This window comes from Buttiauxella cochleicola, from assembly GCF_021282405.1.
Classification (GTDB): domain Bacteria; phylum Pseudomonadota; class Gammaproteobacteria; order Enterobacterales; family Enterobacteriaceae; genus Buttiauxella; species Buttiauxella massiliensis.
In genome coordinates, this window is the sequence record NZ_JAJSOU010000001.1 from 206,667 (window position 1) to 233,348 (window position 26,682).

Sequence of the window (26,682 nt, forward strand, 5' to 3'; positions counted from 1 at the left end):
TTAGCGATGCCCGTAAGCACGTGGGCGGGTGTAATAATCGATCAACGGAACAGTGATGTTTGCCAGCAAAACGGCGAAAGCAATACCATCCGGATAACCACCAAATGTACGAATCAGCCAGACCAGTAATCCGGCCAATGCACCGAAAATCAGGCGCCCACGATTGGTGGTCGAGGCCGTTACCGGGTCGGTGAGAATGAAAAATGCGCCGAGCATAGTGGCACCTGAGAACAGGTGAATCAGCGGAGATGCACATTTTTCCGGAGCAAACATCCAGCCGAGCGTGGAACACACGGCAAGTGTGAGCAGGAAACTAACCGGAATATGCCAACGAATGGCACCTTTGAGGAGCATAAACAGGCCGCCCGCCAGGAAAGCGAGGTTAACCCATTGCCAGCCGATACCAGCCAGGACACCGTTATAAATTGGCTCTTGTAACAGATCGTTGGCGGAATGCCCGGCGCGTAAGCCTGTTTTAAAGGTATCCAGTGGTGTTGCCTGACTTATCCCATCAATACCCATGCGCAATTGTGTCATAGTGTCACCAGCCAGAGTGGAGCCGGAGAAAATAACGTGCAGGGAATCAGCAAAGCCGGGAACCGTAGCGGCCAGTGTGTGTGGCGGTAACCAGGATGTCATTTGCACCGGGAAGGCAATCAGCAGTACGACATACCCGACCATTGCCGGGTTAAATGGGTTGTGACCAAGTCCGCCATACAATTGTTTTGCGATAATAACCGCAAAAACGGTTCCAAGTACCACCATCCACCACGGAGCAAAAGGTGGAATGCTCATCCCTAATAGCAGACCGGTTAATGCGGCAGAATTGTCACCGAGGATTCTCAGTGGTTGTTTGCGAAGTTTAAGTACCAACAGTTCTGCAGCAACTGCGGTCAGAATGCCTAATGCTATTTGCACCAGGCTACCCCAGCCGAACCAATACCAAAGCATTGCCATGCCAGGCAACGTGGCCCAGGTCACCAGCAGCATAATCTGTGAGGTGCTGCGCTGGTTATGGGTATAAGGGGAGCTTGCTATCTTGAAAACCATCTATTCCTCTGATGCCATTTGAAGCACAGCTTTACGTGCCTGAACACGGGCAATCGCGGCGGCCACTGCGGCTTTGCGCGGATCTTGTTCTTCGGCAGGTGTTTCTACAGATTGTTGTTCAGCCTGGGCCGCTTTACGGGCTTTGGCTCGGGCAATAGCTGCTTCAACCGCCGCTTTGCGTGGGTCGATGATTTCGACCTCAGCCGCTTCAGCATCTGCAGCCGATACTTGAGCTTGCACTGCTTTACGGGCTTTGGCACGGGCAATAGCGGCTTCAACTGCCGCTTTGCGTGGGTCGATGGTTTCGACTTCAGCCGCTTCAGCATCTGAAGCCGATACTTGAGCTTGCACTGCTTTGCGGGCTTTGGCACGGGCAATCGCTGCTTCAACCGCCGCTTTGCGAGGGTCCGAGCTCGCGCTGTCTTGCGCTTCTTTTTCAGCCTGACGAGCCCGAGCTTGCGCTTTGCGCGCTTCACGCGCCGCAATCACTTGCTGGTTATCAGGCAAGCTACCCGGCTTAATAACAATTGGCTCACTACCCTGAGCTTTTTTATTTTTCACTCGGGCAAGGGCCGCCTGAATAGCATCATTATCTTTCGCTGTCGGTTGAACAGCAGCCTGCTTATGGCGTTCAAGACGAGCAGCCTTTTCGCGCTCAAGCCGAGCCTGACGAGCTTCAAAGCGAACTTTTGCTTCAGCTGTACGTTTGGCTTCCAGCTCAATTTCGCGGATCTCCGATTTTTCCTGGCGGAAATACTGCACTAGCGGAATATTGCTGGGGCAGACGTAGGCACAAGCGCCGCATTCAATGCAGTCTTTAAGATTATGGGCCTGGGCTTTATCGTGCTGCTGCCCCCGGCTGAACCAGTAAAGTTGTTGCGGTAACAAATCTGCCGGACAGGAGTCAGCACAGGCGCTACAACGAATGCAACCCTGTTCTTCCTGTAGTTCACCCATTTCATTGGCGTTCGGTGCCAGCAAACAGTTGGTGATTTTGACGACCGGCACATCGAGCCACGGCAGGCTAAAGCCCATTAGTGGGCCACCCATAATCACTTGCTGATCGTGCCCCGGACGGAATCCGGCAAAGTCGAGCAGATGACGAACAGGGGTCCCCAGTCGTGCCCATACATTGCCTGGCTGTTGAACTGCGCCGCCAGTTAACGTCACCACGCGCTCGGTTAATGGCTCGCCGTCTATAATGGCGCGCTTTACCGCAAACGCAGTACCGACGTTTTGCATCAGTACACCGATATCGGAAGAACGGCCGCCTTGTGGAACCTGCTTACCCGTCAGAATTTGCGTCAGCTGCTTGGCACCACCGGACGGGTATTTGGTTGGGATCACCCGCAGTTCAATACCCTGTGTATTGCAAAGCACTGCACGCAGCATAGAAATCGCCTGCGGTTTATTATCTTCAATACCGATTAATACGCGCTGGGGTTGCAGAATATGCGCAAGAATTCGCACACCATCGATGATTTGCGCAGCGCAATCCTGCATCAGGCGGTCATCGGCAGTGATGTACGGTTCGCACTCGGCAGCATTGATAATCAGCGTGTCGATTTTATCGCCACCGCCTTGTAATTTGTTGCCGGTCGGGAAACCTGCGCCACCTAAGCCTGCAACACCAAACTGGTGAATGCGGGTAATCAACTCATCGCGACTGCGGGAGGTGTAGTCTTGCCAGCCATCACGCTCAATCCACTTATCTTCACCATCGGCTTCAATAATAACGCTTAGTTCCGCCAGCGCAGAAGGATGGGCAGTGGAGTGGGGGGTAATGGCAGTTACGGATCCGGATGTCGGTGCGTGAACAGGTAACATACGGCCACGCCCACGAGTCAAAGGTTGCCCTCGTAACACATAATCGCCAGGTTTTACGCACAGTTCGCCTTCAGCACCAATATGCTGCTTCAAAGGAATAACCAGTTTTTGCGGTAACGGAACCTGGCGCAGTGGCGTGCCGTTGGACTGAGTTTTCATTTCTGGTGGGTGAATGCCACCATCGAAATCCCAGATTTTATCTTTTTTAAAACGGGTAAATAACTTAAGCATGTTGCTCCACCGGAATGATACGAACCGGGATTGTTTGCAGATCCCACTTCCAGCTTTCTGTGGTGGTTTCGACCGGTCGCAGCTCAATACAGCGCGTAGGACATGGGTCGACACATAAATTGCATCCGGTGCAAAGGTCACTAATAACGGTATGCATTGCGCGGGTCGCGCCAACAATGGCATCTACCGGGCAGGCCTGAATACATTTTGTGCAGCCAATACAGTTGGGTTCGTCGATAACCGCCAACATGCGCACAGGCTCCTGGGCTACTGCATCGCCTTCAATCGGCTGCGGGTCGACATTAAGCAACGTGGCGATCTTTAGCATCACGGCTTCGCCACCGGGGGCGCACAGATTGATTCTCGATCCTTGATTGCCGACAGCTTCCGCATAAGGACGGCAACCCGGGTAGCCGCATTGCCCGCACTGGCTTTGTGGCAGCAATTCATCGATTTTATCAACGATAGGGTCTTCCTGAACCTGAAAGCGGCGTGAGGCATAACCCAGGATAAGCCCGAATATCAGGCCTAACAGGCCCAGAGCAACCACAGCAATCCAAATCGTACTCATCAGAACTTCACCAATCCGCTAAAGCCCATAAACGCCAGAGACATTAAGCCTGCGGTGATAAGCGCGATGGCATTACCACGAAAAGGTGCAGGAACATCGGCTACCGCAAGGCGTTCGCGAATAGCAGCAAACAGCACCATTACCAGTGAGAAGCCTACCGCTGCTGAAAAGCCGTAGAGTGCCGATTGCAGGAAGTTATGACCTAGATTGATATTTAGCAACGCAACACCAAGTACCGCGCAGTTAGTGGTGATTAGCGGTAAAAAGATACCCAACAGGCGATAGAGCGCCGGGCTGGTTTTACGCACCACCATTTCGGTAAATTGCACGACTACTGCAATCACCAGAATAAACGCCAGGGTGCGCAGATAGACCAAATCAAGAGGAATAAGGATCAACTCATTGACCAGCCATGCGCAAATTGACGCCAGAGTCAGTACAAAAGTGGTCGCCAGCCCCATGCCAATAGCCGTCTCCAGTTTTTTGGAAACGCCCATAAACGGACACAGGCCAAGAAACTTCACTAATACGAAGTTATTGACCAGAACCGTACCAACAAAGAGCAGCAGATAATCTGTCATGAATGAGACCTGAAACAAAAAAAAGCCGCCTATTATCGTCTAACCGCAAGATGACGACAACTGGGCGTTTATAGGGTTATTACAGCGTAGTTAAGGCTTAATAAATGTTTGCTTCACGCGTTTCGAGCGCTTGAGGTAAGGAACCAGCAAGGCTGCAGCCAACAGAGGGAACATCAGCTGACGTAATGCCAGATCGTCACTCACTGGGGAAAACGCGAAGGTTTTAATCGCCAACAACACAGACAGCAATAACCAAAGAATATAATGACGTACCACATTCTTACGGCGTTTGAAGAAGGCAATAGTCAACCACACGGTATAACCCCACATGGCAATCGCACAGGCGATAGAGGTGTACCAGAGCACGACCATTTTGGGGCCTTGTGCGCTCATAAGTCGATGGCTTTCTGGGGAGATAAGCATCATAAGATAAATGGCCAGAGCAATACTGCTGCTGAGTAAGGTCATTAATAGCCATGCGAGAGGGGCCAGGAGCCAGCCTGCAATACGTGGTGCCTGCGTAGGGACTTGGGTAGTCGCCATGTTTCCTCCCGAAAATAATAAGACTTTCCTTATGCGATTCATAAGGCGGGGGGATTATAAGGTTTTTTCAACACTTTGCTACCGTCGCGGCACTAGACAACATATCGCCAGACGGATTTTGGGACACAACCTAAATCAAACAGCCGCCCACCAGAAACTAATTCAGCACGACGGTGATCGGCCGCGCGATACATATTCATCAGGTCAGTATCATCAGTCAGAGTGTAATTAAGATGGTCGAAGAGTTTTTCAAGGCTTTCAGGCGAGCTGATTTTACGAAACTTCATTAAATAATCGAGAGCAGTCATGAGGTGTAGTTATCCATGCAGTAAATGACCAGGGCACGCTGTGCGTAGGGTGTGCATGAATAATAAACGGAAATGCTTATTCATATATATAACCTAATGCTCATGATTGATTTTTTAGGAGTTTTCATGAGCAGGTAAGTGACATAACTGATGCCCAAGAGCGCTGGCTACAAGACGGTTGTCTGATGAATGCGCAACCAGAACGCAACAATATAATTACCTGTTGTTACAATCCCCAGGATAGTATCCAATAGGTTGTCCAAAAATTTGAGGAAAGAAAATGAGTGATAACATTCGTGTCGGATTAATCGGTTACGGTTATGCCAGCAAGACGTTTCATGCCCCCTTAATTGTGGGCACGCCGGGTATGGTTCTGGCCGGTGTTTCCAGCAGCGATGCCACGAAAGTTCATGCTGACTGGCCAAATATGCCGGTAGTCTCTGATCCTCATCATCTGTTCAATGACCCAAATATCGATTTAATTGTTATTCCGACCCCAAACGATACGCACTTCCCACTGGCTAAAGCAGCGCTGGAAGCCGGTAAGCATGTCGTTGTCGATAAACCCTTTACCGTGACGTTGTCACAAGCTCGTGAGCTTGATGCGCTGGCTAAAAGCTGCGGTTTACTGCTTTCAGTGTTCCATAATCGCCGCTGGGACAGCGATTTCTTAACGCTGAAAACGTTACTGGCAGATGGGACGCTAGGTGAGGTCGCGTACTTTGAGTCGCATTTTGACCGCTACCGCCCACAGGTGCGCAACCGCTGGCGTGAGCAGGCCGGTGTGGGGAGCGGGATTTGGTACGATTTAGGGCCACATCTTATCGACCAGGCGCTGAATCTTTTCGGGCTACCGGTTAGTCTGACGGTGGATTTAGGTCAGTTGCGTCCAGGCGCACAAGCGACAGACTACTTCCATGCTGTGCTGGCCTATCCACAGCGTCGTGTCGTGCTGCATGGCACGTTGCTTGCTGCGGCAGAAACCGCTCGCTATATCGTGCATGGTACGCGCGGCAGCTATATCAAATATGGTTTGGATCCGCAGGAAGATCGCCTCAAATCTGGCGAACGTTTGCCGCAAGAGGATTGGGGCTACGATATGCGTGATGGCGTATTAACGTTAGCGCAGGGTGAGGTTATGACCGAGCAAACCTTGCTGACGGTCCCGGGTAATTATCCGGCTTATTATGCCGGGATTCGTGATGCATTGACCGGACACGGAGAGAACCCGGTACCTGCGGCACAGGCGATTCAAGTCATGGAAATGATCGAGCTGGGTATGGAATCTGCGAAACACCGCGCTACGTTGAATCTGGCGTAACAGGGATTTGTAGGGTGGATTAGCGTAAGCGACATCCACCACATTGATTACTGCGCAGTCGGTTTTAAAATCGTGCCACTACTTTTGTGTTCCGCCAGATATTGATGCTGGAAAATACACATACGAATTGTGTTGCGGTATTCGCCATTGATAAAGAATTCATGGATTAATTCACCTTCCACCATAAAGCCCAGCTTCTTATATATATGCACGGCTTTTTCATTTTCTTTATCGACAATCAAATAGAGCTTGTACAGGTTTAACACCATAAACCCATAATCCATTGCAAGTTTTGCGGCGCGCGATGCCAGGCCTTTGCCCTGATAGTCAGGAGAAATAATTATCTGGAATTCAGCGCGGCGGTGAACGTGGTTAATTTCTACCAGTTCAACCAGGCCTGCTTTTTCGCCGTTACACTCGATAACAAAACGACGCTCACTTTGATCGTGAATATGTTTGTCATAAAGGTCCGACAGCTCGACAAACGCTTCATAAGGCTCTTCAAACCAGTAGCGCATCACGCTTGCGTTGTTGTCCAGTTGATGGACGAAGCGGAGATCTTCGCGCTCAAGTGGGCGAAGCTTGATTTGTAGATCGTGGCTCATTTGAATTCCTTTCAAAGTGAATAAGGCTCCTGTTAAGAAGCCTTATTGGGTAACAGGACAAAATTACGGTGCGACAGTTCGACCAGTTCGGCGGTCCAGGCAACGTAGGGTGTTAGGTTCCCAGTAAGCGTTAACGTTAGCACTTTTCTGGCAATTATCGCGGGCATCAAAAGCCGTGTCGGTTTTGTCCCACTCTTTTTCGGCGCGTTTGTTCACTTTTTGGCGCAGAGAGCGTGTGTCATTCCATTGCTCTTTGTCCATCGCCGCATCCTGGCGAGTCTGCGCATTGTCACCAGATTCAATGATCAGCTTATTGGTCTGAGCATGGAGTGGTTGAACAAACGCAAATGCACTCAGCAGCAACGCCAACGGCAGTGTTGCCATGGTGAGACGTTTGCGAAGGATTGTGTTCATTGCTGTTTCCTTTTAGGGTGAAGCCCGACTTATTAAAGTAAATAAATTATGGAGTGGGGTACGTACCAGACGACCCATTATTGACCTCATTATCCCAGAGATTGTTCAATATGATCAAAACAACCGTGCTTTTTTTTGCCACTGCTCTTGCTGAAATCATCGGCTGCTTTTTACCGTGGCTGTGGTTAAAGCGCGAAGGTTCCCCACTATTGCTGATCCCCGCCGCCTTCTCCCTTGCGGTATTTGTCTGGTTGTTAACCCTACACCCAGCTGCCAGTGGGCGCGTTTATGCCGCATACGGCGGGGTGTACGTTGTGACCGCTTTGCTGTGGTTACGTTGGGTGGATGGCGTCAAATTAAGCACTTATGACTGGATAGGTGCCACAGTCGCATTCTGCGGCATGTTGATCATTGTTGCTGGCTGGAGCCGGGGCTGACTAGTCCTCTCTTCTAAACACATTTATAGAAGAGGCTGCGGAAACATCAAAAGCGCAGCGGGTAGTAAAGGGACTGCCGGTATGAACACATAAAACAAGAGCTGTTATACAACTTTAATTTTCGTGTCATACCAAAAGCACTAAAGTTTAATGCAAATCAATATGCAGACTACCATGTCAGGTAGTCTGTGGCAGTCCCCAAGTTCACTACTCAGCGAGTTTTAAAATGGAAAACAAGCTCTTATCTGCAAAAGCTATTCTCCCACAATACGACCGTAGCAAACTGGTATCCCGTATCGTTCATCTTGGATTCGGTGCATTCCATCGCGCTCATCAGGCGGTTTACGCCGATATCCTGGCAAATGAACATGGTAGCGATTGGGGTTACTGCGAAGTCAACCTGATTGGTGGCGAACAGCAAATTGCTGATTTGAAACAGCAAGACAACCTTTATAGCGTGGCTGAAATGTCAGCCGACGCATGGCATTGCCGCGTTGTAGGTGTGGTGAAAGATGCCATTCACGCTCAGGTTGATGGCCTGGAAGCGGTATTTACCGCAATGACTCAACCTGAAGTTGCGATTGTCTCATTAACCGTGACTGAAAAAGGCTACTGCCATACTCCGGCAACCGGCACTATCTTGCTGGATCATCCATTAATTGCACACGACCTGGCCAATCCGCAGCAGCCGAAATCTGCGCCGGGTGTAATTGTTGAAGCGCTGGCTCGTCGTAAAGCGGCAGGTCTGCCTGCGTTTAGCGTGATGTCGTGCGATAACATGCCAGAAAACGGCCACGTAACCCGTAACGTTATCACCGCATACGCTCAGGCAATTAACCCAGAGCTGGCGGCGTGGATTGAAACTCACGTAACATTCCCATCCACCATGGTTGACCGTATCGTTCCGGCTGCTACTGCAGAAACACTGGAGCAAGTAGCAAAAGCGACGGGTGTAGCTGACCCTGTGGCTATCGCATGCGAACCATTCCGCCAGTGGGTCATTGAAGATAACTTCGTCGCGGGTCGTCCTGAGTGGGAAAAAGCCGGTGCTGAACTGGTTAAAGATGTTCTGCCATACGAAGAAATGAAACTGCGCATGTTGAACGGCAGCCACTCATTCCTGGCATATCTCGGCTACCTGGCGGGTTATCAGCACATTTCTGAATGCATGCTGGATGAGAACTATCGTCGTACTGCGCACGCATTAATGCTGCAAGAACAAGCGCCAACTCTGAAAGTGCAGGGTGTTGATCTGGCGAAATATGCCGATTCATTGATTGCACGTTATACCAACCCGGCACTGCGCCACCGTACCTGGCAAATCGCCATGGATGGTAGCCAGAAACTGCCACAGCGCTGGTTAGACTCCATTCGCTGGCATTTGGCGAACGGCAGCAAATTTGATCTGCTGGCACTGGGTGTTGCAGGTTGGATGCGTTACGTTGGCGGTGTTGACGAGCAGGGCAATACAATCGAAGTCAGTGACCCGCTGCTTTCTACAATCGAGCAAGCGGTTAGCGCGAGCCAGGAAGGGGAAACCCGTGTTAAAGCTCTGCTGGGGCTAAAAACAATCTTTGGTGAAGATTTACCTGCTAACGAGAAATTCGTAGCCCAGGTTACTGAAACTTATCTGGCACTGCGTGAAAACGGCGCGAAAGCGACGGTTGCTAAGTTCTAAATATAAAGCTCTAAACTCGCCCGGCAACGGGCGAGATATTACTCTTCACTAAACCAGTCGCGCTTTTCTTTGCGAATCAACAATATTGACTGGCTTATCTCATGCAGATGGCGATGCATCGCCTGATCCACACTCTCTTCATCTTTGCGTTTAAGCGCCTCAAAAATATCGTGATGCTGTGAAAGCAACATTTCCGGTGGTGTGACGTGATCAAGGCTCATATAACGCACACGGTCCATGGTCGCTTTGATATTTTCGACGGTGTCCCACGCCAGGCTGCAATCGGCGACCAGAGCTAACTGCTGATGGAACTCATCGTCCAACTGGAAAAAATCATCCATCTGATTGCGATCAATGGCGGTTCGTTGCTGGTTCAATAACTGCTCAAGCATATACAGATGTTCATCTGTGGCCATACTCGCTGCACGTTTCACCACGGCACGTTCAATTGCTTCACGGACGAAACAACCATTCTTTACCTGGTTTACAGAAATTTTATTAACATAAGTGCCACGCTGCGGGCGAATTTGTACCAGCCCTGTTTCTGCCAGTTTAATAAAGGCTTCGCGCACCGGTTGGCGCGATACTTCAAAACGTATTGACACTTCTTTTTCAGAAAGGGGCGTTCCAGGCGGTATTAAGCAACGAACAATATCACGACGCAAAATGCGGTAGATTTGTTGGTTTACAGGTTGTGTGGGGTTGAGCAAGTTTGACGGTGACATGAATTTTTTCTTATCGTTGATGAGCCGTGCAAATTTAACATTTATTTGTACGATCGCCCATACCCAGAAGCGCGTTGTGGGTATGGGCTGGGTGATTAACCTTCGCGGTGAACACTAAGTCCTGCAAACGACTGGCTAACAGGCATCATCTCAAGCGTGTTGATGTTGACGTGCTTTGGTAGAGTGGCAACCCACCAGACAGCTTCAGTGACATCTTCTGCGGTCAGTGCGTTGGCATTTTCGTAGGTTTTTTCAACCTTGCCGTCATCACCTTTGAACCGCACGTTAGAAAACTCAGTACCACCCACCAGACCCGGTTCAATATCCGTCACGCGGATGGCAGTTTTATGCAGATCTGCACGCAGATTCAGGCTGAACTGGCGTACGAACGCTTTAGTCGCGCCATAGACGTTGCCACCGGCATATGGCCAGCTACCTGCGGTAGAGCCGATATTGATGATATGACCACGATTACGCTCAACCATGCCAGGCAGCACGGCGCGAGTCATATAGACCAAACCTTTATTATTGGTATCGATCATCGTTTCCCAGTCATCCGGGTCGGCTTTGTGTGCAGGCTCCATGCCCAGCGCCAGACCTGCATTGTTGACCAGAACATCGATATTGCGCCATTCGGCAGGCAACTGCTCCATCGCTTGTTCGATAGCCGCGCGATTACGAACATCAAGTTGCAGCGTAATGATGCTATCGCCCAGTTCTTCTTTAAGCTCTTGTAGACGTTCATGACGGCGACCAGTGGCAATCACTTTATGGCCCTGTTGCACGAAACGACGGGTAATACTCTCACCAAACCCGGCAGTGGCGCCGGTTACCAGAATAATCATCTCACTGTTCCTCAACGCTTTTTATGTCGCAATACCTTAGCACGCTAAGGCAGTTAGTGATAATTGAACTTTAGTATGGCAGCACCTGTGCATTACTGGTGCAACAAGACCATGTCTGTGCAACTTGTTGGTGCGGGCAATTCCTCAATTTTTAACAATCCAGCTCATGATACCAAAAGGCAACCGTTTGCATGGTTGAGCAATCGTTTGCATGCTAAAAAGTTGCGTAAATGTTGCGCAACAAGAGGGTGTGTAATCTAAGCTACTGTTATCAAAATGATTAAATCTAAATTCCAACATGGCATCAACATTGCAACTATTAACTCATTCTTCACAAACCAATTACAGGTACGGCGATGACAGTTAATTACACGCAAGCGCTACGCGGTCAGTTTTTCGATATTACTCAAACCGGGACGAATCCCGACGAATTACTGGCTAATGCTCGTCATCACGAAGATGCTGTGCTGTTCCTTAATGATGGCACTGTCGTCGCGTTGTTACCGTGGGAAGAAGGGCGCAGCCATCTGCGTGCTGAAAATGATTACATTGATTATCGCGGTAAGCTGATTATTCCGGGCTTCGTTGATACCCATCTGCATTATCCGCAAACAGAAATGATAGGTGCCTATGGTGAACAACTATTGGAATGGCTGCAGACTTATACCTTCCCGGTTGAAAGCCAATATCAGGATAGTTCGCACGCGGCAAAAATGTCAGCCTTCTTTCTTAGCCAGTTACTCAGTAATGGTACAACCACGGCTCTGGTATTTGGCACCGTGCATCCGCAATCGGTCGATGCGCTTTTTAGCGCGGCGGAACATCTCTCGATGCGGCTTATTGCCGGTAAAGTGATGATGGATCGTAACGCGCCAGACTATCTCACGGAAACACCCGAGCAAAGCTACCTGCAAACCCGTGAGCTTATTCAACGCTGGCACAAAAAAGGGCGGCTGAACTATGCCCTGACGCCTCGTTTTGCGCCAACCTCCTCACCTGAATTACTCGCAGCGGTGCAAACGTTACGTGAAGAATTTCCCGATACCTGGCTGCACACTCATCTTAGTGAGAACAGCGATGAAGTCGCCTGGGTAAAAAGTCTGTGGCCGGAATCCGAAAGCTATTTGGGCGTCTATCACCAGTACCAATTGACTGGCAAACGTAGCGTTTTTGCGCATGCCATCCACTTGCAAGAGTGCGAGTGGGATTGTCTGCATCGAACCGAATCGGCAATCGCCTTCTGTCCAACCTCTAACCTGTTTCTCGGGAGTGGCTTGTTTAACTTAAAGCAGTGCCATGACCGAGGGATCCGCATGGGTATTGGTACTGATGTTGGCGCAGGCACCACTTTTAATATGCTGCAAACACTGGCTGAGGCGTACAAAGTCGCGCAACTTCAAGGCTACCGTTTGTGTGCCAGCGAAGCGTTTTATCACGCAACCCTTGGCGGAGCTCACGCGTTGGATCTCGATGACAAAATTGGCAATTTCTTACCCGGCAAAGAGGCCGACTTCGTGGTTCTCGACCTGGCTGTATCTCCGCTACAGAAGATGCGCCACGCCAATAGCCGCGACATTTACGAAAAACTGTTCGTGCTGATGACGCTTGGTGACGATCGCAACATCTGGCACACCTGGGTCAACGGCAAATGCGTGTGGCAGCGAGATACGCTGGAGGTCGCAGCATGATTCAATTTTTGCTAAATCAAACGTTAAAAACCCTCGATGATGTGGACCCGAATACCACGGTACTGAACTGGCTGCGCGGCAGTGAACAGCGCTGCGGCAGCAAAGAAGGATGTGCATCTGGTGATTGCGGCGCTTGTACGGTCGTTCTCGGTCAAGTAGACGGTGAGAACATGCGTTACCAGACGGCAAATGGTTGTATCACGCTCATCAGCCAGCTTGCTGGCAAACAATTGCTGACGGTGGAAGATTTATCGCAAGGCAATGAATTGCACCCGGTGCAGCAAGCGATGGCCGATTGCCATGCATCACAGTGCGGTTTTTGTACTCCAGGTTTTGTTATGTCGGGATTTGCGCTGCAAAAATCGCACACAGCCGTACAGCGCCATGAGATCGAAAAGAGTCTTGCGGGGAATCTTTGCCGCTGTACTGGCTATCGCCCAATTATTGACGCCATGGAGCAAAGCTGCGCAACCACGCAAGATCAGTTCACGCAGACTGAGCCTCAAACTGTTTCGCGATTAAAAGCGCTGCAACCAACGGGCGTGGGAGAACTTACAAAATCCAACCGTTGCCTGTTACCTAAAACAGTTTCCCAGTTGGCAGGACTTTATCAGCAAAATCCTCAGGCACGATTACTGGCTGGGGGCACCGATCTGGCGCTGGCGATTACCCAGCAGTATCAGACACTGCCATTGATTATCGGGCTTAACCAGATTGACGAACTTAAGACGATTACGGTGGCGGAGAGCCAGATTCGTATTGGTGCGATGGCAACGTTGCAGGCTTGTCAGGACGCCTTACAACCTTTGATTCCGGCGTTTGCACAGGTGCTGGATCGTTTTGCTTCCGCACAAATTCGCAACCACGGCACACTGGCAGGGAATTTGGCGAATGCCTCGCCCATCGGCGATGGTGCACCGATGTTACTGGCTCTGGGTGCCGAACTCGAGCTACGTTGCGGCGAAACCGTGCGCATACTGCCGCTTGATGAGTTCTTCCTGAGCTATCGTAAAACCGCTTTGCAACCAGGTGAATTTATCAGTGCGGTGCTGATTGACCGTACTGCTATCTCCCCGACATTTGCCGCGTGGAAAATATCAAAGCGTATGGATGATGATATTTCGACGGTATTTGGCGCTTTTAACCTGCATTTTAATGATGGCGTTGTGACAAGTGCGAAACTGGCATTTGGCGGCATGGCTGCTGTCCCGGCGCGGGCTAAAAGTGCTGAGCAAAAACTGTCAGGCCAACCATTCACCCAACAAACATTAGACCTTGCATGTCATGCACTGGCCGCAGACTTCCAGCCGTTAACTGATTTCCGGGGTTCTGGGCGCTACCGTTTGACTGTTGCGCAAAATCTGCTGAGGCGTTTGCTGTTGCAACAAACCGAACCCGGTTATGTGCTGGAGGTACAAAACTATGTCAATTAACCCGGCACGCCTTTCAGAGCAGGCATTAATCGAGCAATTTTCCCGCGAGATGAACGGTGGTGCGGGCAAAAGTCGCAAACATGAAAGTGCCGATAAGCATGCGAGCGGCAAAGCTGAGTACATTGACGATAAGCTAACATTGCCGGGTATGTTGTATCTGTGCCCGGTTCTTAGCCAACATGCTCATGCGCGAATTACCAGAATCGACACTGCCGAGTGTTACTCCATTGCTGGCGTGGTGCGAGTCTTTAGCTGGCAGGATGTTCCCGGTGAGTTGGATATTGGCCCACTGGCACCTGGCGACCCACTATTTGCCCGAGATTTGGTTGAATACCATGGCCAGGTTGTACTGACTGTAGCTGCGGAAACGCCCGAAGCTGCACGTGAGGCAGCACTCAAAGCGGTCATTGAATATGAACTTCTTGAGCCGGTGCTGGATGTCGAAGAAGCCTTGCGCCGCGAGCAATATGTGCAAGAACCGCACGTTCATCAGCGTGGTGATGCAGACCGAGCGTTGGCTTCTGCTATGCATCGTATTCAGGGGCAATTTCATATCGGCGGGCAGGAACACTTTTATCTCGAAGGGCAAATTGCCGTGGTGAAACCGGGGGAGGATGGTTGCGTTACTGTCTGGTCGTCGACTCAGCACCCCACTGAAGTACAAAAACTCGTGGCATCAGTGCTCGGTGTAACAATGAATAGAGTTACTGTAGATATGCGCCGTATGGGCGGTGGTTTTGGTGGCAAAGAGACACAGGCTGCGGGCATTGCCTGCCACGCGGCGCTGGCTGCGGCATTAACTGGCCGACCAGCCAAAATGCGTCTTTCGCGTCGTGACGATATGCGTATCACCGGTAAACGGCATCCATTTTTTGTCCGCTACGATGTTGGTTTTACGGATGAAGGAATGCTCAATGGGGTAGTCATCGATCTGGCGGCTAATTGCGGTTACTCGTTGGATCTTTCAGGATCGATCTGCGATCGCGCCATGTTCCATGCCGATAATGCCTACTATCTGGGTGATGCGAGAATAACGGGCTACCGCTGTCGTACGAATCTGGCTTCCAATACGGCATATCGCGGGTTTGGCGGACCACAGGGCATGGTCGCCATTGAGCAGATTATGGATCACATTGCCCGTGAACTCGGCCTCGACCCGCTGGAAGTGCGTAAACGTAATTACTACGGCGATACTGAGCGTAACGTCACGCACTATCATCAGACTGTTGAACACAACATCATGCCGGAAATCACCCGCCAGCTTGAAGCAAGTGCCGATTACCACTCCAGGCGCGAACAAATCAGCGAATACAATCGCAGTAGTCCAGTGTTAAAACGCGGGCTGGCTCTTACGCCGGTCAAATTTGGCATCTCTTTCACCTCCAGTTTTCTCAACCAGGCCGGAGCACTGTTGCTGATTTATACCGATGGCACTGTGCAGCTTAACCACGGTGGCACGGAGATGGGACAGGGTTTGAATACTAAGGTGGCGCAGGTGGTTGCCGAAGTGCTGCAAATTCCTGTGGAACAGATTCAGGTTACGGCAACCAATACGGGGAAAGTGCCGAATACCTCGCCAACGGCGGCGTCGTCTGGTGCTGATCTCAATGGCAAAGCAGCTGAAATTGCGGCGCTGACAATTAAAGAACGGCTGGTGGAAATGCTATCCCGCTTGCACAAATGCACCACTGAACAGGTGGAATTCCGTAATGGCGTGGTGAAAGTGCCAGGCCACCATTTCACCTTTACTGAAATCGCGAATCTTGCGTGGCTAAACCAGGTACCACTTTCAGCAACGGGCTTCTACAAAGTGCCGGGTATCCACTACGATCGCGCCGCCGGGCGTGGGCAACCGTTCTATTACTTCTCATATGGTGCGGCGTGTTCTGAAGTGGTTATTGACACACTAACTGGAGAGTATCGCCTGCTACGTACCGATATTCTGCATGATGTTGGCAACTCTCTGAACCCGGCGCTGGATATTGGCCAAATCGAAGGCGGGTTTGTGCAGGGCGCAGGCTGGCTGACTTGTGAAGAGTTGGTATGGGATGAAAAAGGGCGACTGCTGACTGACAGCCCGATGAGTTACAAAATCCCGGCTATCAGCGATGCACCAGCCGACTTCAGAGTCCAGTTGCTTGAGAATCATGCCAACCCGCAGCACACGGTTTATCGCTCCAAAGCAGTGGGTGAACCGCCATTTATGTTAGGAATTTCAGTGTGGTGTGCTTTGCAAGATGCTGTGGCAAGCGTCACGGATTATCAGAAACACCCGCTGTTAGATGCACCCGCAACACCAGAATGTGTTTTCTGGGGCTGTCAGGAGGTGCCATGAATGATGAATGGATCAGCATTCTGATGCAGCTTCGCGAGCGCCGCGAACCGTGCGTATTACTCACGCTGCTGGCTGACAAAGGCTCAGTGCCGAGAAATTGCGGCACGAAGATGATTGTCGGGCGAAATCAGAGCTTCCTGACTATCGGTGGCGGGCATCTTGAATTCCAGTGCATTGCGCTGGCACGCGAGATGCTGGAAAAGCAGGCTACGGCACCACATACCGAGTATTTTAATCTTGGAGCGCGGCTAGGGCAGTGTTGTGGCGGCATGACCACCGTTTTATTTGAACCGCTAATTCAGTCGCAGCCACAAATCATGGTTTTCGGCGCAGGTCATGTAGGGCAAGCGCTGGTGGCATTATTATCAACGTTACCCTGTCACATCACCTGGGTAGATGAACGACCTGATATGTTTTCAGCGGCTCCAAAAGGGGTAACAACCTGGCAGGCTGAAGACCCATTGGATGCGGTGAAATCGGCGGCCGCGCAAAGCTATTTTATTGTGATGACCCACCACCATCCGCGCGATCTTGAACTGACCGAAGCGATACTTAAACGTGGTGATTACCGCTATCTGGGCTTGATTGGTTCGCAAACCAAACGGCAACGCTTTGAATATCGGCTTTCGGGGAAAGGGATTACTGAGCAACAACTGAGCACCTTGCGTTGCCCGGTGGGGTTGCCGGATGTGAAAGGGAAACTCCCGGCAGAAATCGCCGTGGCCATTGCCGCCGAGATTATTGCTGTGTATCAGGTAGCGAGTTGAGCTATAAATTAGTTTTGCGGTCAGCAGGAATTAAAGAATGCAGATGGAAAATCCGTTTTATCACATCAGTTTATTGCCTTACCAGGCACCTCACTTTGATGACATTCAGGACAGCCACTATCGTCCGGCATTTGACGAAGCTAAACGCATCAAGCGCGCAGAAATAGCGGCGATTGCCAATGACACTGCGGCACCCACTTTTGAAAATACCTTCCTTGCGCTGGAAAAAACCGGGCAGATGTTAGGGCGAGTAACCAACGTTTTCTTTGCCATGACATCTGCGCACACCAACGATTATCTGCAACAGTTGGATGAAGAATTTGCCACAGAACTGGCAGAGCTCGCCGATGAAATGCGCCTTAATACCCTGCTGTTTGAGCGTCTGGATAGCGTTTACCAACACCGCAACGCATCAGCGCTTGATGAAGAATCGCGGCGTTTAGTTGAAGTTGTCTGGCAGAGTTTTAGGTTCTCGGGCGCAACATTAAATGATGAGAAAAAAGCACGTCTTAAGGTGCTGAATAAGGAAGCCGCCCAGCTTAGTAGCCAGTTTAATAATCGCCTGCATGCAGCAGATAAAGCCGCAGGTCTGGTGGTTGGCGATGTAGAGCAACTGGCGGGCTTAACGCCGGCAGAAATTGCATCTGCAGCACAACATGCCAGTGCTAAGGGGCTGAATGGAAAATACTTAATTCCATTGCTTAATTTCACCCAACAGCCCGCGCTGCAATCACTGCAAAACCGCCAGACGCGTGAAAAACTGTTTAAAGCGGGTTGGGATCGCACTCAGCAAAATGACGGCAACGATACGCGAGCTATTGTCGCGCGCCTGGCCATACTGCGTGCAGAACAGGCGCAATTGCTTGGTTTCGAGAATTACGCGGCCTGGAAAATTGCCGACCAAATGGCAGAAAAGCCGCAAGCAGCACTGCAATTCATGCGTGACATCGTGCCTGCTGCCACCGCACGTGCGCAACGCGAACTTGTGGATATTCAGCAGGTGATTGACGCACAACAGGGTGGATTTAAAGCCGAAGCATGGGACTGGGCATTCTACGCAGAGCAAGTCAGACGAGCGAAATACGACCTTGATGAAGGGCAAATTAAGCCTTACTTCGAGTTGAACAATGTTCTAAGCAATGGTGTTTTTTGGGCAGCCAGCCAGCTATTTGGTCTGAATTTTGTCGAGCGCTTTGATATCCCTGTCTATCACGATGACGTGCGCGTGTGGGAAATCTTTGATAAAGACGGGCGCGGCATGGCGCTGTTCTATGGCGATTTCTTTGCTCGCGACAGTAAAGGTGGCGGAGCATGGATGGGCAACTTTGTTGAACAATCCACGCTGCTGGATAACTCTCCGGTGATATACAACGTTTGTAATTACAACAAACCGGCAGCCGGGGAAGCCGCACTTATATCCTGGGACGATGTGGTGACGTTATTCCATGAATTTGGTCATACGTTACATGGGCTATTTGCGACCCAATGCTATGCAACACTTTCTGGGACGAATACGCCGCGCGACTTCGTGGAGTTCCCTTCGCAAATCAATGAACACTGGGCGAGCCAATCCCAGGTGTTTGCTAACTATGCTCGCCATTATCAGACTGGCGAGGCGATGCCTGATGCATTGAAAGATAAGCTATTCCGTGCCGCCCGCTTTAACAAAGGCTACGACATGACAGAATTGCTTGCCGCAGCACTACTGGATATGAACTGGCACAGTTTACCGGCCGGAAGTGCTGTCGATGATGTGGCGCAGTTTGAAGCGCACGCACTGGAAAGTGAGCACATTAATCTGCCAACCGTTCCTCCGCGTTATCGCAGTAGCTACTTCGCGCATATCTTCGGGGGAGGTTATGCGGCGGGCTATTACGCGTATATCTGGACACAAATGTTGGCCGATGATGGCTATCAATGGTTTGTGGAACAGGGCGGGCTAACGGCACAAAATGGTCAGCGCTTCCGTGAAGCGATTTTGTCTCGAGGGAACAGTAAGGAACTCAAAACGCTGTATAACGACTGGCGTGGGCATGCGCCTTACAGTGAACCGATGCTGGAAAATCGCGGTTTAAAAAGCTGAATCAGGTCAAAGATAATAAAAAATGCGCCATTCGGCGCATTTTTTATTGAAAACTAACTTAGCGCGGAATAGGGCGCGGTTTACCGTCATTATCGACAGCGACATAGATAAAAATGGCTTCTGTCGCTTTGTAGCGCTGGCCAATCGGTTCAGACGAGACCTTTTTCACCCATACTTCCACGTTAATGGTAATGGAACTATTTCCGCGTTTGATGCAGTTGGCGTAGCAACACACCACATCACCAACGGCGACGGGCTTTAGAAACGTCATCCCATCAACCCGGACAGTTACCACACGGCCTTGGGCAATTTCTTTGGCCATAATCGCGCCGCCCATATCCATCTGCGCCATCAGCCAGCCACCAAAAATATCGCCGTTGGCGTTGGTATCCGCCGGCATGGCTAGTGTGCGCAGAACCAGTTCGCCTGCGGGAGTGTCTTGTGGAGTCATATCACTTTCCAAAAAGTAGTCATGGATTTCATCGTTATTGAATTCGCTTGCAGCGGGCATGGCCATTGCTTTTGCACTTATGGTGCTATATCAGCAATTTATCACATTTGTGATTCCCATGGCTCGTATGGGTTTGTGCCTGGATATGTCCATAAGCACTGTTTATATATGCTAATAATGAGTGAAAAACCTTAAGCACACAAAGCTAATAATCACATTGATAAACTGTCTACTATCCGCATCACTGTCGCTCCTACAAAAGAGCGGTATCCGTTTATTTAAGCTCCCTTCGGCGTATTACATACTCTAATTATTTCGTGGGTTAATGTTTATATGAAAAAGTTTCTTCTTTTGACAGTTGTTATGATTGGCGGGATAGGTTCAGCAATGGCGCAAAATGTCACTGTAGATGTTCCGAGCGGATATAAAGTGGTGGTAGTGCCTTCTTCAGTCACTGTTTCCCAGGCTATCAACGTAACAACCACGCCGCCTCAAACAGTATACGTCACCCCGGCTCCAGCGCCTGTCGCGGCATATCATCCGCGCGCACGTCATGTTGCCAGCGTGGCAGAAGGGATGGTGATTGAGCACCAATATGACGACCATCATTAATTTTGTTTGAAAGCAGAATTTTAATGACAATGCCTCGGTAACCGCTGGGGCATTTTTGCATCTGGGGGATTTAAAAGAAAAAAGCACACGTTGCTTTTGGATTTATCAACGTGTGCTCGAGAACAGAAAATATTTAAACGCGTCCGCGAATGTTTACTTTTCTTCTTGAGGCATGTGCTTATAGATATAAACACCGCTCAACAGCGTAAACACCAGCGTCGCCGCCGTCAGGCCGAACACTTTAAAGTTGACCCACACGCTTTGTGGTAGCCAGAACGCAACGTAAATATTCAGTGCGCCACAGACGATGAAAAATAACGCCCATGCGACGTTCAAACGTGACCATACACCTTGCGGTAGAGAGATCTCTTTCCCCAACATGCGTTGAATCAACGGTTTTCCCATCACCAACTGGCTAATCAGAAGTGCGGCAGCAAACAGGCCGTAGATCACGGTGACTTTCCATTTGATAAATTCATCATTATGGAAGAACAGCGTCAGGCCGCCGAAAACGGCCACCATCAGGAAGGTGATCAGCGCCATTTTTTCTATCTTGCGGAATTTATACCAGCTATAGATCAGTGCAAAACCGGTGGCGACGATCAGCGCACCAGAGGCCACATAAATGTCGTACATTTTATAGAATGCGAAGAAAACAATCAGGGGCAGGAAGTCGAGAAACTGCTTCATAATCTGTTCCGTAAAATGACTCCTGAACCTTCAGTTAGAGGTTCAGGAGTAAGTGAGTGTTATTGGCGTACCAGCATATACAAACGGAATACGTAGATGAGCAACACAGCAGAAATCAGGTTGCTTATCGTATTTGCTACCACCCCGCCAACCGCAGGTGACAGTGCTGCAAATGAAGATGCGAGCATCAGGAGTGCAGTTTTTGCCAGTAACCAGCTAATCACCGCAGGTGCAACAAGGCGCATATTTCCCCAGGCAAGACGCATACTGCCGCGCATCGACTGGAAAATTCCTACTTTATCCTGCACAACCATAACTGGCGCGAATGAAAGCAGAATTGCTAACAGCACGCCCGGTACCACAATCAGCATGATGCCGATTTGCACCAGGAAGGTTGTCAGGAACATCAAAATAAAGATCTTAGGCAATACAGGAGCCGATGTACCAATCGCACGCAGCGCGCTCACGCGTTGCCCGGCACTCACCATCTGAATTAAAACCAGCACACTACCCGCAAGGATTGCATTGCCAATCAGACCCGCAAATGTCGATGCCGCAGAGGCTTTAAGTAACATTTGCTGCTGCTCAGGTGTCATGTTTTGCACAAGATCAAACAGCCCCATGCTATTCGATAAATTATCTCCCTCACTAAGGATAGACATTTGCTCGTCGCTGGGTGAAAAGGCGTGACCGATCACAACCGAAATAAAGGCACAAAGTAAAGCGATCAGTAAGACAGTAACAAACTGATTGCGTAGAAAATTCCCCGTGTCACGGTACACAGAACCTGCCGTGATAGACATGCACTCTCCTTGATGTTGCTCGGTTAAAAAACAGCGGGGATTGTACCCTGGATGAATGACGCTGGCACCGACAAGATGCGCGGTGAAAGTAAGTTACTGTCAATGTGAAAAATTGATCTGGAGCGGGGTTGTCGTTTTGCCCATAAATTGACATAACATTGCAGTAAAGGTTTGCTTGACCTAAATTTGTCGTACAGCAACAACACTTGGGAGCTAACTATGCAGATTAATTTCGTGGATGAAAACGACAGAGAATTCAGCCTGGATTTAGAAAGTGCGGATACGATATTGAATGTAAAATCACGTATTGCAGATAATACTGGTGTCTCAATTGACAGAATCAGATTGGTATACAACGGAAAGGTTCTTGATGAAGGCCTTACCTTAGGTGTTTATAATATTGCAGATGGTGCTACGATAAATATCGTGTAAAACATCACCTTATTATCTGGACGATTCACTTAAATAAAGCCACCGCAGTTGTACTGAGGTGGCTTTATTTTGAGGTATATTCAGTTGCTCATGCTCGGTTAAAAAACGCGTCGAACTTTGTCCTGACCCACGTCCTAACAAACCTATCAATTTTATGAACGCTTCTATCCTCTCAATCATCCAGTTCCTGTAACTCTATGTTGTGGTGAGAAGAAGAAATATGACCTTATTTCCCCTTATTAACTGAATATTTGATTGTAGGTATTTTGAGTGTTTTTGAGTTGGTTGTTTTCAGTACATATCAGTGTCCTTATGCTTCTCTAATCATTATTGTGTGTCGGACAGGCAGTACGACCATTAAGTAGCGTCTTTTACATATAGCTAAACGCAATGCGAATGATGGTGGGTAATAAACCATTAAGCAGAAGAGAGTTAAAGTAATGAAGATAACTGTTTTGTTACTTGTCGGGATTTTAATTCCATTGACAGGTCATGCCGCTGCGCCTGACATCAATGTAGGCACTATGCAGGATTATATTGATGCAGATAAATCAACTTTTCTAAAACGTATTCGTAATGAAGGTGATGCGACAGCTTTCGTTAAGGTTGATGTCAGTGAAATTATTCTTGATAAGAAAAATGGCAATCAAGAAAAACCGGTAATGGATATCAATCAGGCAAAAGCACCCGGCGGTTATACCCTGATTGCCAGCCCTGCGCGTTTAATTATTCCTGCGAAGGGCATGCAAACCGTACGTTTATTAGTTATGGGCGAGCGCCAGGTGGAACGCTATTACCGCGTGAGATATGTTCCGGTAATGCCAGACAGTAAAGGGGATTTTAATGTCTCCGAAAAAGACGTGAACGATTACGGCAAAACCCTTAGTGCCGGGGTGAATATTATGGCGGGCTACGGCACCATTATTTATGTTCGCCCGAGTCAGGTCAGGTTTAACACGGATATTACGCAAGGTGAGAGCGGTATGACTGTGCGTAATAACGGTAATAGCGTTGTCTTTTTAGACCATTTTAAAGCCTGTGACAGCAACGGAACAAACTGTGATGTCTCAAGCAAGCACCATGTATTACCCGGCGCCAGCCGTAATTTTAGCAAAGAAGTAAATCAGGTTTTTCATTTTCATTTAATTGAAGGTGACAAAACCAAAAAATATTAACCTGGGTATTTTATTTTTAACAAACAAATGGAATTAATAGTATGAAAAAACTTATTGCTTTGGCACCTCTGGCTCTGATCCTGTCTTCTGTAAGCGTGCAGGCAGTTGACCCCATTGCTCACCAAATGACGGTAACCGCCACCATCCCTACCGCTGATTTTTATGTGACTCCAGCAGGCGGCGGTAACTGGATGAACGACCCGCAGAACCTCGATTACGACTCACAGACTAAAACGCTGGCCACTTTCTCCCGCCAGTTAAATATGAAAAGCACCACGGGTGCCATCTCCGCAAAACTGACCTCGCCAATCGAAATGAGCAACGGAACGCCGGCGCAAAATATCGGCCTGAGCGTTCTGGTTAATAACGTGGCATTAACCACTACGTCGGCAGAAGTGCTTGCAGCGACAGCTGCAGCGACTGGCCAGACGGTACCTTTCCAGGTTCGTGCCGCAGCAGCGCCAACGGGTGGGTATGCTCCAGGTAGCTATACCGGCCTGGTCGGCATGCTGTTTGAAACGGTAACGCCGTAAGTACTCTTCAGCATTTCTTTTTTCTCTTGTGTCAGTGCCTTTACTGGCACAAGAGATTCTTTCTCACGAATGGCTGACTATGAATAACCCACGTATTTTTCAACAGACATGCCTGGCGGGCTGTATCGCCGTTGCGCTTTCTGCTCCTTATTCTGCTTCTGCTGCCCCAATGACCACCGCCAGCTTATTAAAACAAACTGAGCAACTGCCCGCTGGGTTTGCCGAGCATTTCTTCGACGTGCCGCTGGCCGTGCGTATCGAACTCAACGGGCAGTTGCTGGGGGAGGGAATGATCACGCTCTCGCGCGATGAACGAGTCCGCCTGTTGGAATTTACCCACAGCGTGGATGTGCAGGGGGAAATGCTGCGCCGTCAGGAGTTGTGGGGGCAAATCCTGCAACAGGAACGCAAACTCGGTGAATGCAGCGCCGACTGTCCTGAAAAGCTGCTCGCGATTCATTACAGCATCGAAAATTCACAGTTATCTATCGTCACGGCGGATGCGGAAGTTATCGACGGTGAAGCGAAATATTATCTTTTGCCGCAGGAGAGCGCTCCAGGTCTGATCGTCCGTAATCAGCTCAACCTGGTGAATAGCGGGGAGGGCGAAACCTCCGGCAACTACTGGCTGAATGCAACTGCAAGTCTCGGCACCTGGAGTATGCAAAGCAGCTGGCAGATGGCGAAAAGCAGCGGTTATGACGATGAAATGCATTACAGCATGCAGGACCTTTACGGGCAGCGTGAATATGAAGGCCGCTTCCTGCGGCTTGGCTACTTTACGCCCGACAGCAATAACATTGGCCTACAGCCCATGACTTTAGGCGGTCGTCCGGACACCACGCTGGGGGTGATGCTCGGCAGTTCCGATACTCTTGCCATCCGTAACGATCGCCCAAGCGCGACGCCTATTTATGTGACAGTTAACCGCCCGGGTATGGTCGAAATTTACCGAAACCAGCAGTTAATCAACAGTCAGTCGGTACAGCCAGGCTTACAAACGATTGATACACGCTCGTTGCCGGGGGGGATCTACCCGATTGAAGTGCGTCTTGTAGAAGATGGTGATGTCACTTACCGCCGTGAAGAAACCATCTACAAACCGGAAAATTGGGCAGACCCAACCAACCGCTGGCGTTACAACCTGTTTGCCGGTAAGTCGAGCCAGATAATAAGCAACTGGGATAAACGCGAACAAGGCGAGCTGAATGCCGGAGTCTTGCTTAATTATCTGATTAATCCTCGTCTGATCGGCGGCCTTTCAGCCCAGCAGGTGCAGGGCAATATGCAGTACGGCACCACGCTGGACTGGCGAATCAGCGACAGTTTAAGTTTCTATAACAATCTGTCATGGGCAGAAAACTACGGTCAGGCGGCCGATCTACAGGGTATTTATAGTTATGGCAGCGGCAGCATCGTCTTAAGCCACAACCAATCGTGGCTGGATACCCGTACCCGCTACGGTAGCTATAAAGAAGAAAACCGCACCAGCTCCGCCAACCTGCATCATCGTCTGTCCAACAAGAACAGCCTGACCGGGCGGGTCAGCAATAATAGTGGCAACAGTAATGGCACCGGTGTGGATCTTGGTTGGCAGCATAACGGTGAACTGTACGGCAATAGCGCTTTGTGGCGCGTGTCGTTGTTCGATCGTCCCGGCAGCTACAGCAGTGGTAACGGGCGCAACCGGGGCATTGATATTAACCTTAGCTGGAATCTCAGCACGGAAAAAGGCCGCGTCACCACCCGACTGGGTAGCCGTACCGCTCGCGATGGTGAGCGTGATAACAACGCGGCAGTTGGCTGGCAGCAGGATTATGACCAGGGTTTTGTGCGCAATCTTAACGGCACCCTGACCGCCGACCGTTATGGTACGGGCCTTGATGTGGGAGCCGGTTTCCAGAACAGCGTATTACGTGGCGATGCTTACGCCCAAAAATCCAGCTACAACTCGGGTTTAAGCGGCGGTGTGAATTTAGAAAGTACCGTTGCGATGGGGCGCAATAAGCTGGCAGCCAGTGGCGAATCTCACTACAGCGGCGCAGGAATGATTATTGACGTGGAGTCCGATGTGCCAGAGGTGCTTTTACGCGCCGATGAACATAGTGGAAGCAGCACACCACTGCGCCCCGGGCGCAACTTTATTCCCGTCGCCCCTTATAAAACGGGTCATATACAGTTTGATGTAGAGAAAGACGACCACGCCGTCACCATCAAGCCGCAGAGCACCCGCTATCAGCTCAATCGTGGCGGCGTGGAATATCGCAAAATACAGGTAATGAAAACTGTCACGGTTATCGGGCGAGTACTGGATGCTCAGGGTGAGCCTATTCGCGGCGGTCAGGTAATTAACCATGCCAGTCGCAGCGTTACGGAACACGGTGGTTTTTTTGCCGTAGAAATGAACGCCTCTTCGCCTACGCTTGCCATTCATCATCAGAATAAACAGCTGTGCGAGTTAACCCTCGACATTAACGCCCATCCGCAGGAGAACGATGCGCTGATGGTGGGTGATATTCAGTGTGTGAAAAGTTAACGCATTCG

Annotated in this window: 26 protein-coding genes; 13 read left to right on the plus strand and 13 right to left on the minus strand. The window is 49.9% G+C overall.

Going from position 1 to position 26,682, the window contains the following annotated elements; translation table 11 throughout:
* The 6 genes from rsxD to ydgT form a co-directional block, all read right to left on the minus strand.
* A complete protein-coding gene (rsxD, locus tag LVQ79_RS00935) occupies positions 1 to 1,050 on the minus strand; it encodes an electron transport complex subunit RsxD (protein ID WP_151995875.1) in 1,050 nt (349 codons plus the stop codon).
* Complete coding sequence (gene rsxC, locus LVQ79_RS00940; RefSeq protein WP_232863566.1) at positions 1,051 to 3,108, minus strand: electron transport complex subunit RsxC; 2,058 nt, start codon at positions 3,106 to 3,108, stop codon at positions 1,051 to 1,053.
* The gene (rsxB, locus tag LVQ79_RS00945) at positions 3,101 to 3,679 is read right to left on the minus strand and encodes an electron transport complex subunit RsxB (RefSeq protein WP_232863567.1); all 579 of its coding nucleotides are present in this window, start codon (positions 3,677 to 3,679) and stop codon (positions 3,101 to 3,103) included. The genes rsxC and rsxB overlap by 8 nt, the downstream gene beginning before the upstream one ends.
* On the minus strand, positions 3,679 to 4,260 hold the full coding sequence (rsxA, locus tag LVQ79_RS00950) for an electron transport complex subunit RsxA (RefSeq protein ID WP_034455395.1): 582 nt from the start codon (positions 4,258 to 4,260) through the stop codon (positions 3,679 to 3,681). Before rsxA ends, rsxB begins: the two co-directional genes overlap by 1 nt.
* Positions 4,261 to 4,350: 90 nt before the next feature.
* Positions 4,351 to 4,803 (minus strand): DUF2569 domain-containing protein, encoded by a 453-nt coding sequence (locus tag LVQ79_RS00955; RefSeq protein ID WP_151995878.1) that lies wholly within the window; start codon positions 4,801 to 4,803, stop codon positions 4,351 to 4,353.
* A gap of 92 nt (positions 4,804 to 4,895) precedes the next feature.
* Positions 4,896 to 5,111 carry a transcription modulator YdgT gene (gene ydgT, locus LVQ79_RS00960; RefSeq protein WP_134182293.1) on the minus strand — a complete coding sequence of 72 codons (216 nt, stop codon included), beginning with the start codon at positions 5,109 to 5,111 and terminating at the stop codon, positions 4,896 to 4,898.
* Between the two features lie 280 nt (positions 5,112 to 5,391).
* Here ydgT and LVQ79_RS00965 point away from each other — a divergent pair, with 280 nt between their 5' ends.
* Positions 5,392 to 6,432 (plus strand): oxidoreductase, encoded by a 1,041-nt coding sequence (locus tag LVQ79_RS00965; RefSeq protein WP_232863568.1) that lies wholly within the window; start codon positions 5,392 to 5,394, stop codon positions 6,430 to 6,432.
* Between the two features lie 47 nt (positions 6,433 to 6,479).
* Here LVQ79_RS00965 and speG read toward each other — a convergent pair whose 3' ends face one another.
* The gene (gene speG / locus LVQ79_RS00970) at positions 6,480 to 7,037 is read right to left on the minus strand and encodes a spermidine N1-acetyltransferase (protein ID WP_232863569.1); all 558 of its coding nucleotides are present in this window, start codon (positions 7,035 to 7,037) and stop codon (positions 6,480 to 6,482) included.
* A 63-nt stretch (positions 7,038 to 7,100) separates the two neighbouring features.
* On the minus strand, positions 7,101 to 7,451 hold the full coding sequence (locus LVQ79_RS00975; RefSeq protein WP_134182297.1) for a DUF1283 family protein: 351 nt from the start codon (positions 7,449 to 7,451) through the stop codon (positions 7,101 to 7,103).
* A gap of 110 nt (positions 7,452 to 7,561) precedes the next feature.
* On the opposite strand from LVQ79_RS00975, the gene LVQ79_RS00980 reads away from it, so the two are divergent.
* Both LVQ79_RS00980 and LVQ79_RS00985 read left to right on the plus strand, forming a co-directional pair.
* Positions 7,562 to 7,888 carry a YnfA family protein gene (locus LVQ79_RS00980; RefSeq protein WP_232863570.1) on the plus strand — a complete coding sequence of 109 codons (327 nt, stop codon included), beginning with the start codon at positions 7,562 to 7,564 and terminating at the stop codon, positions 7,886 to 7,888.
* A gap of 226 nt (positions 7,889 to 8,114) precedes the next feature.
* Entirely contained in the window at positions 8,115 to 9,566 is a 1,452-nt protein-coding gene (locus LVQ79_RS00985; protein WP_232863571.1) for a mannitol dehydrogenase family protein, read from the plus strand.
* Between the two features lie 38 nt (positions 9,567 to 9,604).
* Here the strand turns inward: LVQ79_RS00985 and LVQ79_RS00990 are convergent, their stop codons facing one another.
* Positions 9,605 to 10,291, minus strand: a complete 687-nt coding sequence (locus tag LVQ79_RS00990) for a GntR family transcriptional regulator (RefSeq protein WP_064511730.1) — start codon at positions 10,289 to 10,291, stop codon at positions 9,605 to 9,607.
* A gap of 95 nt (positions 10,292 to 10,386) precedes the next feature.
* A complete protein-coding gene (ydfG, locus tag LVQ79_RS00995; RefSeq protein WP_232863572.1) occupies positions 10,387 to 11,136 on the minus strand; it encodes a bifunctional NADP-dependent 3-hydroxy acid dehydrogenase/3-hydroxypropionate dehydrogenase YdfG in 750 nt (249 codons plus the stop codon).
* Between the two features lie 356 nt (positions 11,137 to 11,492).
* Here ydfG and guaD point away from each other — a divergent pair, with 356 nt between their 5' ends.
* The 5 genes from guaD to dcp are packed head-to-tail and all read left to right on the plus strand — an operon-like array spanning position 11,493 to position 19,442.
* Positions 11,493 to 12,824 carry a guanine deaminase gene (guaD, locus tag LVQ79_RS01000; RefSeq protein WP_232863573.1) on the plus strand — a complete coding sequence of 444 codons (1,332 nt, stop codon included), beginning with the start codon at positions 11,493 to 11,495 and terminating at the stop codon, positions 12,822 to 12,824.
* Positions 12,821 to 14,257 carry a xanthine dehydrogenase small subunit gene (xdhA, locus tag LVQ79_RS01005; protein ID WP_232863574.1) on the plus strand — a complete coding sequence of 479 codons (1,437 nt, stop codon included), beginning with the start codon at positions 12,821 to 12,823 and terminating at the stop codon, positions 14,255 to 14,257. Before guaD ends, xdhA begins: the two co-directional genes overlap by 4 nt.
* Entirely contained in the window at positions 14,247 to 16,592 is a 2,346-nt protein-coding gene (xdhB, locus tag LVQ79_RS01010) for a xanthine dehydrogenase molybdopterin binding subunit (RefSeq protein WP_232863575.1), read from the plus strand. Before xdhA ends, xdhB begins: the two co-directional genes overlap by 11 nt.
* Entirely contained in the window at positions 16,589 to 17,359 is a 771-nt protein-coding gene (xdhC, locus tag LVQ79_RS01015; protein ID WP_232863576.1) for a xanthine dehydrogenase accessory protein XdhC, read from the plus strand. The genes xdhB and xdhC overlap by 4 nt, the downstream gene beginning before the upstream one ends.
* Before the next feature lie 37 nt (positions 17,360 to 17,396).
* Entirely contained in the window at positions 17,397 to 19,442 is a 2,046-nt protein-coding gene (gene dcp, locus LVQ79_RS01020; protein ID WP_232863577.1) for a peptidyl-dipeptidase Dcp, read from the plus strand.
* A 58-nt stretch (positions 19,443 to 19,500) separates the two neighbouring features.
* On the opposite strand, the gene yciA is transcribed toward dcp, so the two are convergent.
* Positions 19,501 to 19,893 carry an acyl-CoA thioester hydrolase YciA gene (yciA, locus tag LVQ79_RS01025; RefSeq protein ID WP_232863756.1) on the minus strand — a complete coding sequence of 131 codons (393 nt, stop codon included), beginning with the start codon at positions 19,891 to 19,893 and terminating at the stop codon, positions 19,501 to 19,503.
* Positions 19,894 to 20,226: 333 nt separating this feature from the next.
* On the opposite strand from yciA, the gene LVQ79_RS01030 reads away from it, so the two are divergent.
* On the plus strand, positions 20,227 to 20,505 hold the full coding sequence (locus LVQ79_RS01030; protein WP_232863578.1) for a hypothetical protein: 279 nt from the start codon (positions 20,227 to 20,229) through the stop codon (positions 20,503 to 20,505).
* A gap of 153 nt (positions 20,506 to 20,658) precedes the next feature.
* Here the strand turns inward: LVQ79_RS01030 and LVQ79_RS01035 are convergent, their stop codons facing one another.
* Both LVQ79_RS01035 and LVQ79_RS01040 read right to left on the minus strand, forming a co-directional pair.
* Positions 20,659 to 21,195, minus strand: coding sequence for a septation protein A (locus LVQ79_RS01035; RefSeq protein ID WP_064511702.1), 537 nt, complete (start codon positions 21,193 to 21,195; stop codon positions 20,659 to 20,661).
* A 59-nt stretch (positions 21,196 to 21,254) separates the two neighbouring features.
* Positions 21,255 to 21,998 (minus strand): YciC family protein, encoded by a 744-nt coding sequence (locus LVQ79_RS01040; RefSeq protein ID WP_151995899.1) that lies wholly within the window; start codon positions 21,996 to 21,998, stop codon positions 21,255 to 21,257.
* A 219-nt stretch (positions 21,999 to 22,217) separates the two neighbouring features.
* Between LVQ79_RS01040 and LVQ79_RS01045 the strand changes: the two genes are divergently transcribed.
* From LVQ79_RS01045 to LVQ79_RS01060, 4 genes are all read left to right on the plus strand, one after another.
* Positions 22,218 to 22,430 (plus strand): ubiquitin-like domain-containing protein, encoded by a 213-nt coding sequence (locus LVQ79_RS01045; RefSeq protein ID WP_232863579.1) that lies wholly within the window; start codon positions 22,218 to 22,220, stop codon positions 22,428 to 22,430.
* A gap of 440 nt (positions 22,431 to 22,870) precedes the next feature.
* Entirely contained in the window at positions 22,871 to 23,605 is a 735-nt protein-coding gene (locus LVQ79_RS01050) for a hypothetical protein (RefSeq protein WP_232863580.1), read from the plus strand.
* Positions 23,606 to 23,646: 41 nt separating this feature from the next.
* Positions 23,647 to 24,138 carry a CS1 type fimbrial major subunit gene (locus LVQ79_RS01055; RefSeq protein ID WP_232863581.1) on the plus strand — a complete coding sequence of 164 codons (492 nt, stop codon included), beginning with the start codon at positions 23,647 to 23,649 and terminating at the stop codon, positions 24,136 to 24,138.
* Positions 24,139 to 24,166: 28 nt separating this feature from the next.
* Positions 24,167 to 26,674 (plus strand): TcfC E-set like domain-containing protein, encoded by a 2,508-nt coding sequence (locus LVQ79_RS01060; protein ID WP_232863582.1) that lies wholly within the window; start codon positions 24,167 to 24,169, stop codon positions 26,672 to 26,674.
* Positions 26,675 to 26,682: the final 8 nt, after the last annotated feature.

Coding starts and splice junctions, on each gene's coding strand:
- rsxD (WP_151995875.1), bottom strand. CDS start 1,050: ATGGTTTTCAAGATAGCAAGCTCCCCTTATACCCATAACCAGCGCAGC.
- rsxC (WP_232863566.1), bottom strand. CDS start 3,108: ATGCTTAAGTTATTTACCCGTTTTAAAAAAGATAAAATCTGGGATTTC.
- rsxB (WP_232863567.1), bottom strand. CDS start 3,679: ATGAGTACGATTTGGATTGCTGTGGTTGCTCTGGGCCTGTTAGGCCTG.
- rsxA (WP_034455395.1), bottom strand. CDS start 4,260: ATGACAGATTATCTGCTGCTCTTTGTTGGTACGGTTCTGGTCAATAAC.
- LVQ79_RS00955 (WP_151995878.1), bottom strand. CDS start 4,803: ATGGCGACTACCCAAGTCCCTACGCAGGCACCACGTATTGCAGGCTGG.
- ydgT (WP_134182293.1), bottom strand. CDS start 5,111: ATGACTGCTCTCGATTATTTAATGAAGTTTCGTAAAATCAGCTCGCCT.
- LVQ79_RS00965 (WP_232863568.1), top strand. CDS start 5,392: ATGAGTGATAACATTCGTGTCGGATTAATCGGTTACGGTTATGCCAGC.
- speG (WP_232863569.1), bottom strand. CDS start 7,037: ATGAGCCACGATCTACAAATCAAGCTTCGCCCACTTGAGCGCGAAGAT.
- LVQ79_RS00975 (WP_134182297.1), bottom strand. CDS start 7,451: ATGAACACAATCCTTCGCAAACGTCTCACCATGGCAACACTGCCGTTG.
- LVQ79_RS00980 (WP_232863570.1), top strand. CDS start 7,562: ATGATCAAAACAACCGTGCTTTTTTTTGCCACTGCTCTTGCTGAAATC.
- LVQ79_RS00985 (WP_232863571.1), top strand. CDS start 8,115: ATGGAAAACAAGCTCTTATCTGCAAAAGCTATTCTCCCACAATACGAC.
- LVQ79_RS00990 (WP_064511730.1), bottom strand. CDS start 10,291: ATGTCACCGTCAAACTTGCTCAACCCCACACAACCTGTAAACCAACAA.
- ydfG (WP_232863572.1), bottom strand. CDS start 11,136: ATGATTATTCTGGTAACCGGCGCCACTGCCGGGTTTGGTGAGAGTATT.
- guaD (WP_232863573.1), top strand. CDS start 11,493: ATGACAGTTAATTACACGCAAGCGCTACGCGGTCAGTTTTTCGATATT.
- xdhA (WP_232863574.1), top strand. CDS start 12,821: ATGATTCAATTTTTGCTAAATCAAACGTTAAAAACCCTCGATGATGTG.
- xdhB (WP_232863575.1), top strand. CDS start 14,247: ATGTCAATTAACCCGGCACGCCTTTCAGAGCAGGCATTAATCGAGCAA.
- xdhC (WP_232863576.1), top strand. CDS start 16,589: ATGAATGATGAATGGATCAGCATTCTGATGCAGCTTCGCGAGCGCCGC.
- dcp (WP_232863577.1), top strand. CDS start 17,397: ATGCAGATGGAAAATCCGTTTTATCACATCAGTTTATTGCCTTACCAG.
- yciA (WP_232863756.1), bottom strand. CDS start 19,893: ATGACTCCACAAGACACTCCCGCAGGCGAACTGGTTCTGCGCACACTA.
- LVQ79_RS01030 (WP_232863578.1), top strand. CDS start 20,227: ATGAAAAAGTTTCTTCTTTTGACAGTTGTTATGATTGGCGGGATAGGT.
- LVQ79_RS01035 (WP_064511702.1), bottom strand. CDS start 21,195: ATGAAGCAGTTTCTCGACTTCCTGCCCCTGATTGTTTTCTTCGCATTC.
- LVQ79_RS01040 (WP_151995899.1), bottom strand. CDS start 21,998: ATGTCTATCACGGCAGGTTCTGTGTACCGTGACACGGGGAATTTTCTA.
- LVQ79_RS01045 (WP_232863579.1), top strand. CDS start 22,218: ATGCAGATTAATTTCGTGGATGAAAACGACAGAGAATTCAGCCTGGAT.
- LVQ79_RS01050 (WP_232863580.1), top strand. CDS start 22,871: ATGAAGATAACTGTTTTGTTACTTGTCGGGATTTTAATTCCATTGACA.
- LVQ79_RS01055 (WP_232863581.1), top strand. CDS start 23,647: ATGAAAAAACTTATTGCTTTGGCACCTCTGGCTCTGATCCTGTCTTCT.